Annotated in this window: 12 protein-coding genes and 1 pseudogene; 2 read left to right on the top strand and 11 right to left on the bottom strand. The window is 68.5% G+C overall.

From position 1 onward, the window contains the following. From AC5LUJ_RS07020 to AC5LUJ_RS07010, 3 genes are all read right to left on the bottom strand, one after another. Positions 1 to 632, bottom strand: a 632-nt coding sequence (locus AC5LUJ_RS07020) for a hypothetical protein (RefSeq protein WP_493464653.1), incomplete at its 3' end; no start/stop codon positions are given. A 231-nt stretch (positions 633 to 863) separates the two neighbouring features. Next, on the bottom strand, positions 864 to 1613 hold the full coding sequence (locus AC5LUJ_RS07015) for an anti-sigma factor (RefSeq protein WP_250285237.1): 750 nt from the start codon (positions 1611 to 1613) through the stop codon (positions 864 to 866). Beyond that, the gene (locus AC5LUJ_RS07010) at positions 1610 to 2224 is read right to left on the bottom strand and encodes a sigma-70 family RNA polymerase sigma factor (protein ID WP_493464652.1); all 615 of its coding nucleotides are present in this window, start codon (positions 2222 to 2224) and stop codon (positions 1610 to 1612) included. The genes AC5LUJ_RS07015 and AC5LUJ_RS07010 overlap by 4 nt, the downstream gene beginning before the upstream one ends. Before the next feature lie 182 nt (positions 2225 to 2406). Between AC5LUJ_RS07010 and AC5LUJ_RS07005 the strand changes: the two genes are divergently transcribed. Both AC5LUJ_RS07005 and AC5LUJ_RS07000 read left to right on the top strand, forming a co-directional pair. Next, the gene (locus tag AC5LUJ_RS07005; protein WP_445548450.1) at positions 2407 to 2736 is read left to right on the top strand and encodes a GNAT family N-acetyltransferase; all 330 of its coding nucleotides are present in this window, start codon (positions 2407 to 2409) and stop codon (positions 2734 to 2736) included. Positions 2737 to 2839: 103 nt separating this feature from the next. Then, positions 2840 to 3664, top strand: a complete 825-nt coding sequence (locus tag AC5LUJ_RS07000; protein WP_250285240.1) for an alpha/beta fold hydrolase — start codon at positions 2840 to 2842, stop codon at positions 3662 to 3664. A gap of 56 nt (positions 3665 to 3720) precedes the next feature. Here AC5LUJ_RS07000 and AC5LUJ_RS06995 read toward each other — a convergent pair whose 3' ends face one another. The 8 genes and pseudogenes from AC5LUJ_RS06995 to AC5LUJ_RS06960 all read right to left on the bottom strand — a co-directional run. Further along, positions 3721 to 4947 carry a cytochrome P450 gene (locus tag AC5LUJ_RS06995; protein ID WP_250291876.1) on the bottom strand — a complete coding sequence of 409 codons (1227 nt, stop codon included), beginning with the start codon at positions 4945 to 4947 and terminating at the stop codon, positions 3721 to 3723. Continuing rightward, the gene (locus AC5LUJ_RS06990) at positions 4944 to 5390 is read right to left on the bottom strand and encodes a PaaI family thioesterase (protein WP_250285242.1); all 447 of its coding nucleotides are present in this window, start codon (positions 5388 to 5390) and stop codon (positions 4944 to 4946) included. The genes AC5LUJ_RS06995 and AC5LUJ_RS06990 overlap by 4 nt, the downstream gene beginning before the upstream one ends. Positions 5391 to 5462: 72 nt before the next feature. Further along, entirely contained in the window at positions 5463 to 7202 is a 1740-nt protein-coding gene (locus tag AC5LUJ_RS06985; protein ID WP_250285243.1) for a fatty acyl-AMP ligase, read from the bottom strand. 58 nt (positions 7203 to 7260) lie between these two features. Further along, the gene (locus AC5LUJ_RS06980) at positions 7261 to 8538 is read right to left on the bottom strand and encodes a cytochrome P450 (RefSeq protein ID WP_493464651.1); all 1278 of its coding nucleotides are present in this window, start codon (positions 8536 to 8538) and stop codon (positions 7261 to 7263) included. Continuing rightward, on the bottom strand, positions 8535 to 9437 hold the full coding sequence (locus AC5LUJ_RS06975; protein WP_250285245.1) for a class I SAM-dependent methyltransferase: 903 nt from the start codon (positions 9435 to 9437) through the stop codon (positions 8535 to 8537). Before AC5LUJ_RS06975 ends, AC5LUJ_RS06980 begins: the two co-directional genes overlap by 4 nt. A 2-nt stretch (positions 9438 to 9439) precedes the next feature. Continuing rightward, positions 9440 to 9697, bottom strand: a complete 258-nt coding sequence (locus tag AC5LUJ_RS06970) for an acyl carrier protein (protein ID WP_250285246.1) — start codon at positions 9695 to 9697, stop codon at positions 9440 to 9442. A 12-nt stretch (positions 9698 to 9709) separates the two neighbouring features. After that, entirely contained in the window at positions 9710 to 10714 is a 1005-nt protein-coding gene (locus AC5LUJ_RS06965) for an acyl-CoA desaturase (RefSeq protein ID WP_493464650.1), read from the bottom strand. Positions 10715 to 11003: 289 nt separating this feature from the next. Beyond that, a pseudogene (locus tag AC5LUJ_RS06960) lies at positions 11004 to 11261 on the bottom strand (ParA family protein); the annotation flags it as partial.

Genomic DNA, 11261 nt, shown 5'->3' with positions numbered 1-11261 from the left:
GCCGGGGTGGCTGTGGGCGCTGGCGTGACCGCTGGTACGGGCGGTGTGGGCTCCGGTTGCGTGGGATCTGGTCGCGCGGATACCGAATGATCATCGTGGGCAACGGCGTTTCCGGAGTCCGGGAGGCCCGCCGGAGGGGTGGTCAGCCGACGGATGAGCATGCTCAGAACCACGGCTGCGATGAGCGCACCGGCCACGGACGGCAGCGGATCGAGCGTTTCCGCGTCCGGGCGGGATGCGGCGGCGACGGCTCCGACCACGCCGAACAGCAGGATGCCGAGCACACCGGCCGTCCGGTACCGCAGGGCTGTCAGGCCGATCGCGATCGCGAACAGCGCGAGAACCGCCAGGATGCCCAGTTGCAGCACCAGTTTGTCGTTGGTGCCGAAGTGCCGGACGGCGAAGTCCTTCAGTGCCGGCGGAGCCAGGTCGATCGCCGCCCCACCGACGGCGATGACCGGGCCAGCCTGCGGCCTGACCGCGGCAGCGGCCAGTTCCGCCCCCGCAAGGGCGGCGAATCCGGCGATCAGCCCACCGAGCCCGGCAAGGACCAGCCGCACCAGTCGCGCTGGTCGCGGAAGGCCGTCCGCGCCGCTCTCCACCGCCATCGTCTCGTCGACCACAACTGTCATTCGGTGCGATCGCCGCCATGGCTTGGTCGGGCTCGGCCGCTTTTCCGTTTTTCTTTCCGCGTCTTTTCCGCGCCGCCCGTGGCGGCCGGTGACCAGCGGCTGTCTCCTGACAGCACGTCACCGCGGGCCATCGGACGGGCAACGCGGCGGCCGGCGGCCGGCGGCCGGCGGCCGAACACGCGGTCCGGCTGTTACGGGTGAGCGTGGAAGAAGCCCGGGGTCAAAGAGAAGTCAGAGCGAAAGCAGGGCCAGCGGCGCGCTGGTGGGGCTGGGGGAGCCGCCCCGGGGCTCCGCCGTCACGCCGACCCCGTCCGCCCCCTGCGTCTGACCGGTCAGGAGCAGCGCGCCCGAGGAACGGCCGGTCTTCACGAGCCCCGCGGGCACCATCGTCCCGTTCCGGCTGTACCACAGCTGGTAGACCCGCCCGTCGGCAAGCGCCGGCAGATCGTGGTAGACGAACGCGGCCTGGCCGAACCGCGGGGAGACCACGACGGTGCCACCGCCCCCGCCCCGCAGGACGGTGGCACGGATCGTGGCGTCCGGCGCTGTCATCAGCGCGCTCAGCGCCACCGCCTGTTGCTCGACCTGGGCGGTGTGGGCACGCTGCCGGTCGGCCTCGTGCCGGGCGTCGACGGCCAGACCTCCGCTGATCACAGCCAGCAGCAGGCATGCGGCGGCCACCAGGTGCGGCAGCCGCCGCCACCGCAGCCGGCGGGCCGGCAGCGCCACCGGGGTTCCGCGCCCGGTCGGCGGAAGCTGCCTGGTCTCGGCCACCGCCGCCATCACCCGGGAACGCAGGGCGGCTGGGGGGGCCTCCGCCACCGCCAGCGCGAGCCGGGCCGCGGTCTCCCGCAGTTCCCGCACCTCCTGGGCGCACGCCTGACACGCCGCCAGGTGGTGGGCGAACTGTTCCGCTTCCTCCGCCGGCAGCGCACCCAGGGCGTAGGCGCCGGTCAACGTGTGCAGGTCGGCGGTGGTCATACGGACACCCCCAGGCAGTCACGGAGCCGGATCAGCCCGTCGCGCAGCCGGGTCTTGACCGTCCCCAGCGGCGCGCCCAGCAGGTCGGCGGTCTCCCGGTAGGTGTAGCCGCGGTAGTAGGCGAGTATCACCGACTCCCGCTGCAGATCGGTCAGCCGTTCCAGGCAGCGTCGCACCTGGGCGCGCTCCAGACGGTGCTCGACCTGCTCGCTGACCTCGTCGAACGCCGGGCCGCGACCACGCGCCCCGGCCCGGTGCTCGCGGTCCGCCGCCGCCTGCGCCGAGCGCACCCGGTCCACCGCGCGGCGGTGCGCCAACGTCATGATCCACGCCATGGCGCTGCCCTGCCGGGCATCGAAGCGGGCCGCGCAGCGCCACACCTCGATGAGCACCTCCTGGGTGACCTCCTCCGACTGGGCCGGATCCCGTACCAGCGTGCGCACCAGGCCCATGACCGGCCCGGCCACCGCGGCGTAGAGACTCTCGAACGCCTGTTGATCGCCACGTGCGACGCGGCCGAGCAACGACTCCAGGACACCGGGAGACGGCGCCGGGGGCTGGTCGCCGTATGCCGCGACGCGCATGGACACCTCCAACTGTGACACTGTCACCAGTGCTTCGGCGCCGGGCCCCTCCCGGATTGCTCGAGACAGGCATTGTCACAGACAGGCGCACTGCTCGGCCCGCTGGCGGTGGTGCTCCCGCCCCCTGAACGAACTGTTCGGCACCGGATGGCACCCGACTTGTTCCTGAAAATCGTGACTCACCGTAAATATGAAGGTACTCTTCCGCCATCTGGGCGTGTCGGGAGCCGTCGGTTCAGAAAGCCAGGACCGGTGTCGAGGTGACCTGGTTCATCGCCCAGCCCCACTGGTGCCGCGGGCTCGCGACGGGAACCGCGCACATCTCGCTCCGGTTCGCCTGCGGGCCCCCGGCCGTCGATCAGGTGCTCTCTGGCATCGACGGCGACAACATTTCGTCGATCCGGGTAGACGAAAAGATCGGCACGACCTGTCATATCGCACCGAGTCCCTGCACGGCAAAGACCAGGATGTCTATGCCGTCGCTCGACCCGCACATCGCTGCCGCGGTCGTGTTGCGCGGCTCTCCCGTACCGGTGTGAAGAGCTGAATTAGCCTGTTGGTCATCGTGTGGTCTCATTGTGTGGCAGGCATGTCTATTACGCTGACGTCCGGTTGTTGGTCGCCGGCGGGGACGAGGGCAGCGTGCCTACTATCGATGTCAGTGGTGTGACGATTTCCTACAGTGATACCGGGGTGCCGGCGGGGCTGCCGGACGCGCCGACCATTGTGTTCGGGCACGGCCTGTTGTTCGGTGGCTGGATGTTTCGCGCACAGATCGCGGCCCTGCGTGAGCGCTATCGCTGTGTGGCGGTCGACTGGCGTGGGCAGGGCGATACCCCGGCCGCCGCCGGCGGCTATGACATGGACACCCTCACCGGTGACGCGGTCGCGCTGATCCGGGAGCTCGGGGTCGCGCCGGTGCACTGGGTGGGGCTGTCCATGGGTGGTTTTGTCGGGCAGCGCATCGCGGCCCGCCATGGTGAGCTGTTGCGTTCGCTGACACTGCTGGACACCAGCGCCGGGGCCGAGGAGCGGAGCAAAGCCCGCGAGTACAAGCTGCTGGCGTTGCTGCTGCGTCTGTTCGGTATCAGACCGATTCTGGGAAAGGTCAGCCCGCACATGTTCGGCCCCGCCTTCCTCGCCGACGCGGCCAGCGCGGCCACGATCGACGAGTGGGCCGGCCGGCTCAGCGGCAACAAGCGCGCCGCCATACGCAAGGCGGTGCTCGGGGTGGTCAGCCGCGCGTCGGTGGAGCGGGAGATCACCGGTATCACGGTGCCCACACTTGTCGTCGTCGGTGCCGACGACAGGGCCGCCCCGGTGGAGAAATCGGAGCGCATCACCGCCCGCATTCCAGGGGCCCAGCTGCGGATCGTCGCGAGCTGCGGGCACAGCAGCACCCTGGAACAGCCCGCGGCGATCACCAGCCTGCTGGAGAAGTTCCTTGCCACGGCCGACCGGGCCTGACCGGGCCTGACCGGGCCTGACCGGGCCACCCACCGCCCGTATCAGGCGGAATTCACCTACCGTACAACTATCGACAGTTCCGCCGGACCGCGTACGTTGATCCGGCCGTTCCAGCGGACCTCCTCGACCGTGGCCGAGGGGAAGCGCCGGACGAACCGGGTGAAGGTGACCCGGGCTTCCAGCCGGGCCAGTGCCGCGCCGAGACAGTGGTGTATACCGGCGCCGAACGAGACGTTCTGGTGCGCGTTCGGCCGGTCCAGCCGGAGCTTGTCGGCGTCCGCCCCCCAGAACCGCGGATCCCGGTTGGCCGCGGCCAGGGCGGCCACCACCCACGCGCCGGCCGGGATCTCCTCGCCGTGTACGGCGAGGGGCTCGACGGTTATCCGCCGCATCAGGTGTACCGGGGTGTCGTAGCGGAGGATCTCCTCCACGGCGTTGGCGGCGAGCCCGGGCTCCTCCCGCAGCAGCCGCAGCTGGTCGGGATGGCGCAGGAGCGCGAGAATCCCGCCCGCGAGCAGGTTCATCGTGCTTTCGTGGCCCGCGATGTAGAGGAACATGACCTGGGCGACCAGTTCGTCCCCGCTGAGCACGTCGCCGTCGTGCTCGGCGGCGATAAGCGCGCTGATCAGGTCGTCGCCGGGATTGTCCCGTTTCCAGTCGGTCATGTCGCCGACGATTCCCGTCAGCTCGCGGTTGGCCGACCGGATCTCGGCCTGCAGGGCCGGGTCGGCGAGCGGCTCGAGCGCGCGCACCAGCGTTCCGGTGAGCTCACGGATACGGGTGTGCTCCACCACCGGGATGCCCAGCATCTCCGAGATCACGCTGAAGGGGAGCGGGAAGGTGAGTTCGGCGACGAGGTCCGCGCGGCCCGCATCCGCGACCCGGTCCAACGCCTGGTCGACAAGCGCCGCGATCCGCGGTTCCAGCGCGTCGACGGCACGTCGGGTGAAGGCCTTGGAGACAAGGCGGCGAAGCCTCGTGTGGTTCGGCGGGTCCTGGTCGAGGATGGCCAGCCCGCACATCAGCCGGTTCTCCTTGCCGAGCGTGCGGGAGTCGCTCTTCCACCGCGGCAGGCGTGTCAGGTGCCGCTCGTCGACGGAGTGCCCGGATCTCTGCAGTTTCGACACGTCCTCGTACCTGGACAGGATCCAGAAGCCGAGCGGATGCTCGTGGGCGGGCGCGGTGTCACGCAGTTCCGCGTAGTGGGGATAGGGATCGTCGCTGAAACCGCCGGCGAACGGGTTGAAGACGAACGCTTCCTCGGAGCTTCCTCGTGTCGTCATGATCTGGCCGCCCTGATATTGCGCATGGTCACGAAAGCGGTGGCGCAGAGTGTCTCGTCGGCCCTGTCGGCCGAATAGACCTCGGCCGCGGCGACGGTCATGACAGGGCCCGCCTTGACGACCCGGCCACGCGCGACGATTTTCTCCCCCTTCGCCGGGGCCAGGATCTTGACGGTGTAGTCGATGGTCATGTTCACCCATCCGGGTGGCAGCAGCGTGCCGGCCGCGCAGCCACCGGCGAAGTCCGCCAGCGCGCCGAGCACACCGCCCTGGACGAAGCCGTCGTGCTGCGTGAGCTCCTCCCGGTACGGCTGAATGATCTCGACGTCCCCCGGCGCTATCCGGCCGAAGGTGAAACCCAGGTGCCGCGCGGCCGGCATGTTCAGGACGGTATCCCGCACGAACCGTTCGAAGGCGGGGTTCGGCGTTTCCAGCACTGCCATGTCCAGGGTTCTCCCCGCTGGTCGACGAGTTCTTCGGGAGAGTTCTTCAGGTGCGTCCTTCGGGCGAATCCTTCAGGCGGCCGACGGTGCCGACGGTGCTGATGGTGCCGCCGGTGCCCAGGCCTCGAAACCGTTCTCCAGATAGCGCTTTCTGGCGGCAGCCCGCATGATCTTGCCGCTGCTGGTCTTCCGCAGCCGGCCCGGCAGGGTCAGCACCAGATCGCCCAGGGAAAGGTCGTGCTCCCGTACCACCGCCGCCCGGATCGACGCGGCGACGTCCCGCGCGTCCGCCTTCCGCCGTTGGTCGCCCCTGATTTCCTGCACGACGACGAGTTTCTCCCCGTCGGGGCCGGGAACCGAGAACGCGGCACACCCGCCGGATCTCAGCGCGGCGTGTGACGACTGGACGGTGTGTTCGATGTCCTGCGGATAGTAGTTCCGCCCCCGAATGATCACAAGGTCCTTCAGCCTGCCCACCACGTACAGTTCGCCGTCGACCACCAGGCCGAGATCGCCGGTGCGCAGGTAGGTACGGCCGGGCTCGCCGTCACATTCGGCCCGGAACGTGTCGGCGGTGGCCTGCGGGCGCCGCCAGTAGCCCTGTGCCACGTGCTCCCCGGCGACCCAGATCTCTCCCACCTGGTTCGCCGGGCACGGGCATTTCGTTTCAGGGTCCACGATCCGGAGCGTTTCCTCCGGAAGAAGAAGCCCGGAGCCCGCGAGGCTCCGGCCGCGGCCGTCGGCGGCCTCGGCATAGCGTCTGTCAGCGAGCGCGTCGACGTCCGCCTCGATGGTGCGCGGGCCGCGGCCCTTCTGGCTGCCGGTCACCAGCAGAGTCGCCTCGGCCAGCCCGTAGCACGGGTAGAGCGCCCGCTCACTGAAACCGAAGGGCGCGAAGGCCTCGGCGAACCGGCGCAGCGTTTCGGGCCGGATGGGCTCGGCGCCGTTGAACGCGACCTTCCAGCAGCTCAGGTCAAGCTCTGGAATGTCCCCTCTGGCGGCCCGCGTGACGCAGGCGTCGAACGCGAAGTTCGGCCCGCCGCTGGTGTGGGCACGGTACCGGGAAACAGCCGACAGCCACAGCAGCGGCCAGCGGATGAACGCCATCGGCGACATGAGGATGCTGGTCGCCCCGATCCAGAGGGGCTGCAGGACGTTCCCGATCAGCCCCTGGTCGTGGAAGAGCGGCGCCCAGCCGACGAACGTCGAGTCCCGGTCATGGCCGAATGCCCGACGTATCATCTCCTGGTTCGCGGCAAGGTTACCGTGGGAGACCACGACCCCTTTCGGGTCGGATGTGGAACCCGACGTGTACTGCAGGAAGGCGATGGAGCCCGCCGAGCAGGGCGACGGGTCGAAACCCGTCTCCGCCATGTCGGTGATCCGGTCGACCGGAAGCCAGTGCGGGACCGCGTGGACCGGCTCCAGCGCGGATCGGGTGTTCTCGACCATGTAGTTGACGGTGAGTACCGCGGCAGGCTCACAGTCCCGCACGATGCGCAGCGTCGTGTCCTGCACCTGCTGCTTGCGCGGCGGGTTGACGGGTACCGCGACGACCTGCGCATAGAGACATCCGAAATACGCGACGATGAAATCCAGGCCCGGTGGGAAAACCAGCAGTGCCCGGTCGCCGGCACCGCAGTGCCGGCCCAGCCAGCCGGCCACGGCGAGCGCTCGCGCATGCAGCTCGCCATACGTCAGGACTTCTTTTTCCTTCTCGTACTCGTCCAGGAAGACATACGCTCTGCCGGTCGGCTCGAGGGCGGCGCGGCCGCGCAGGACATCCGGGAGCAAAATTTTCTGCCGCGTCATTTTTCTTCCCCTGTCCGCGAGCGGATCCCGATCGGGCTCACCCCGGCGTCCCGGCGATTCAGACGATGCTCCTCGGCGCGACCGGGAGACTTGTCAGGCCGCGGACGATGAAACTGTGCTCCTGCCACTGGAGCTGCTCTGTCAGCAACTCCAGGCGTTCAGCGCGTCGGTACAGGTGTTCGAAGGTAACCTCCGCCTGCAGCCGGGCCAGCAGCCCGCCCAGGCAGCCGTGCATTCCGTGGCCGAAGGCGAGATGCCCCTTGGCGTCACGGGTGATGTCGAACTCGTCCGGCTGCGCGAACACCGCGGGATCGCGGTTCGCGGCGCCGAGACACAGCAGAACCTGGTCGCCTTCCCGCACCCGTTTCCCGTCGATGTCGACCTCGCGTGTCGCGAGACGTTTGGTCATCTGCAGCGGGCTGTCGTAGCGTAGCGCCTCCTCGACGGCCGCTGGCGCGAGCTCCGGGCGGCGGCGCAGGAGAGCGTCCTGCGCCGGATGCTGGAGCAGCGCGAGCAGGCCGTTCCCGATCAGGGATTTCGTGGTCTCGTTGCCGGCGACAAAGCACATGATGCACACGAAGACGAGCTCTTCGTCGCTGAGCCTGTCGCCGCCGGCGGTCCGCGCGGCGAGCAGCTGGCTTATCAGGTCGTCGCCCGGCCGGGACCGGCGCTCGGCAATCACCTCGTCCAGGGCCCGCGCGAACATTTCGACGACATCGCACACCCGGGTGAAGTCCGCGGCCTTCATCAGCCCCGGCTCGAGCAGGAAACGGATGTCATGCGTCCACTGGCCGACGTGTGCGCGCAGATCCCCTGGGAGCGCCATCCAGTCGCACAGGACCGTGACCGGCAGGGGCGCGGCGAAGTCGGTGACGGCGTCCATGCCACCGTCGTCCCAGGCCCGCTGTATCAGCTGTTCGACAGCCCGCGAGACACGGGGACGGAGCCTGTCGATTTCCTGCGCCGTGAACACCCGGTTCACCAGCCCGCGCAGCCGGGCGTGGTCCGGGTTGTCGGTGAAGACGAGCGACTTCCTGCCCAGCCGCCCGATGAGCGCCACGTTGTCCTGCTGCGACAGCCGGCTCGCCTGCCGGCTGATCAGCTCGGGTATGAGCCCGGCGCTGAAGGTACGGTCGCGCAGGACGCCCTGTACGTCGGTATACCGCGTGAGCACCCACATGCCCAGTGCCCGGTGAACGGGCTGGGTGTCGCGAAGCTGCCGGTAGAGCGGGTAGGGGGAACGCCGGAACTCGGCGCTGAAGGGGTTGAAACGGACTGCCGCCGGCGCCGGCCCGATGGTGCTGGCAGCCGCCGCGCCGGGTGTCTCCACCGTCATCCCGCCCGCCCCCCACGGCTGTCGAAGTATCCGCTCCGGAAAGGCTGAAGAACGATTCTGAACAGGCAGATCTTTCCCATCCGGAAGCCGAGGGCGGACAGCTTCAGATAGCGCTCGTACCGGGCGACCACCTCCGGCCCGACGATCTGGACGGCCTCGTCGCGGTGCCGGCGCAGCCGGCGGGCCCACTCCTCGCACGTCCAGGCGTAGTCGAGCCGCCCGTTGCTCACCGACCGGACCTCGAAAACTCCCTCGGCCGCGGCTGTGATCTCCGCGAGTGTCGGCAGGTCGGCTTCGGGAAATATCTCCTGCTGGATGAACCCGCTCGCGTCCGCGCGGGACATGTTCGCGTATGCGATCGTCTGCAGCGACAGCACACCGTCCCGGTTCAGCCAGCCGCGGCAGCGGGTGAAGAACTCCCGGTACAGGCCGATCTTCTCGGTGGGGGAGTCCGTGGGCCGGGCGAAATGCTCGAACGCGCCGATGGATATGATCCCGTCGAAGGACGCGTCCGGCTCGTAGTGCAGCCAGTTCTCCGTACGCACCTCCACACCCGGATATCCCTGGGAGCGGACGAAGGACGCCTGCTCCTCGCTGAGGGTGAGACCGACGGACCGCTGGACCCGGTGTTCCTCCGCCAGCCGCCGCAGGACGGCACCCCAGCCGCAGCCGATGTCCAGCACGCTGCGGGCCCTCTCGGCCCGGACCGCGTCCAGGTGAAACCGCAGCTTCCGGTCCTGCGCGTTTTCCAGGGTGTCGTCCGGGCCTTCCCGGAGCGCGCACGAATAGGTCAGCGAACGGTCCAGCCAGAGGCTGTAGAACGCGTTCCCGACGTCGTAGTGGTGACGGATGGCGGCCGCCGCCCCGGTCGTCCGGCCGATGTCGGCTGATGCGGTCATGACTATGCCACGCGCTGCTGGCTCTGCTCGTACAGATATCCGGCGACCGCGTTGATGCTCGGGTTCTCGAACAACGCCTCGGGTGCCAGTTCGACACCGTAGCGTTCCTCGACCTCGATCAGCAGGGAGACGGCGAGGGCGGAGTCGACGCCCAGCCGGTCGAAGTCCGCGTCCGGATCCACCGCGTCCACCGGTACCTCGAGGAGATGCGCGACGTACTGCTGGCACCAGTCGGCAATCGATTCCTTGCTCGGCTTCAACGTGCTCGCTCCTTATGCCGCGGTGCTGGGGGCTGGCTTGCCGTTACCGGATATACGACTTGCTTTCATCCGCTCTTCGGACGGGCGCTTGACATCCCATACGAGACCGCCGAGAGAAAGCATTTTTATGAGCCAGTAACCCGGGTCGAGACGGTACCAGCTCAACCCGAAAGAAGACGAGTCGGGGAAGGCGTGATGGTTGTTGTGCCACGACTCGCCAAAGGTCAGCAGAGCGAAGATCCCGCCGTTCCTGCTGTTCTCCCTGGACTCGTACGGGTGGGTGCCGAACATGTGCAGGAAGGAGTTGATCGCCCAGATGATGTGTTCCAGGACGAACATCCGCACCAGACCGCCCCAGAAGAGGCCGCTGACCGCCCCGGCCCAGCTCAGGTAGACGAGGCCGCCGATGAGCGCGGGGATCGCGAGCCCGAGCGCGACCCAGTAGTAGTAGAGGCGGGCGACCCGGACCAGCGCGCGATTCCTGATCAGATCCGGCGCGTAGTGGACGACGTTCGGGTACTCATGGCGGCGCATCCACAGGAAATGGGAGTGGGCCAGGCCGCGTAGCCGGCCCTTCAGGCCACCGCCGGCGAGGTTCGGGGAGTGGGGGTCGCCCTCCCGGTCACTGCACTCGTGGTGCCGCCGGTGCAGAGCGACCCAGGACACCACGCCGCCCTGCCCGGCCATCGAGCCGAGGACCGCGAGCACGGCCGCGACGGACGGCGCGGCCTTGAAGGCGCGGTGCGTGAACAGCCGGTGATAACCGACGGTGACGCCCAGCCCGGTCACGATCCACATCGAGAAGAGCAGGGCGAGTTCGGTGACGCCGATCGGATGTACCGTGAGGAACGCGAGCGCGGCGACAGTACCGACGATCGGCAGGACGTCGAACAGCAGAAAATGACGACGCTGCAGGCGGTGCAGATAAGGACTGCTGATCGTCTTCCTGCGAGGAGCGGATCCGACGGTCCCGAAATCGGACTCGGGCACATGGGTCGCGGGCCGTACGCCGACCATTCTCGACCGCCCCTCCTGGGTGCTGGACCTGGGTTTCTTGAGCCGGGCCTCCCCGAATCGTAAGCTGCCGCGACCGGACACGACAGGTGTACGGGAACCGCCGATCGCAGGATTGGAATTCGCTATCGGAGGACCGTCAGCACCGAACCCGTGAGACGATCCGGCCGCTTGGAGCGTGGTCCGCCCTGATGGATCCCAAACAGGTCGGGCATGCTGGGAGGGCCGGCGGAAACCGGTGGGAGCATGCTGCTTCCCGGGTGCGCCAGGTATCGGGCTCAGGGTATCGTGCTCAGGCCTCCAGCGGCACCGACTCCAGCCGCTGTAGAAGTTCTTCGGCGAGCGATCGGAAGTCACGGTGGCATCGGCTGACGAGCGTCTGCGTACTGCCGAGCGCGCCGTCCGCGGCCCGCAGATCGAACATCGGTTTACGGGCGTCATGCGAGAGCGGCATCAGGCTCTGGTAGTTGCGTAGCGTTGCAATTTCATATGATTTTAGATTTATGTTTGCCGGCGGTTCATCCAGCACGTCCGACGCGAAGACCTGAGG

Source organism: Protofrankia sp. CiP1_Cm_nod3 (assembly GCF_982290655.1).
This window is presented reverse-complemented; position numbering and strand designations above follow the sequence as displayed.

Excerpts from the sequence above, each read along its gene's own strand:
- AC5LUJ_RS07015 (WP_250285237.1), bottom strand. The coding sequence starts at position 1,613 with ATGACCACCGCCGACCTGCACACGTTGACCGGCGCCTACGCCCTGGGT.
- AC5LUJ_RS06995 (WP_250291876.1), bottom strand. The coding sequence starts at position 4,947 with ATGACGACACGAGGAAGCTCCGAGGAAGCGTTCGTCTTCAACCCGTTC.
- AC5LUJ_RS06990 (WP_250285242.1), bottom strand. The coding sequence starts at position 5,390 with ATGGCAGTGCTGGAAACGCCGAACCCCGCCTTCGAACGGTTCGTGCGG.
- AC5LUJ_RS06985 (WP_250285243.1), bottom strand. The coding sequence starts at position 7,202 with ATGACGCGGCAGAAAATTTTGCTCCCGGATGTCCTGCGCGGCCGCGCC.
- AC5LUJ_RS06980 (WP_493464651.1), bottom strand. The coding sequence starts at position 8,538 with ATGACGGTGGAGACACCCGGCGCGGCGGCTGCCAGCACCATCGGGCCG.
- AC5LUJ_RS06975 (WP_250285245.1), bottom strand. The coding sequence starts at position 9,437 with ATGACCGCATCAGCCGACATCGGCCGGACGACCGGGGCGGCGGCCGCC.
- AC5LUJ_RS06965 (WP_493464650.1), bottom strand. The coding sequence starts at position 10,714 with ATGGTCGGCGTACGGCCCGCGACCCATGTGCCCGAGTCCGATTTCGGG.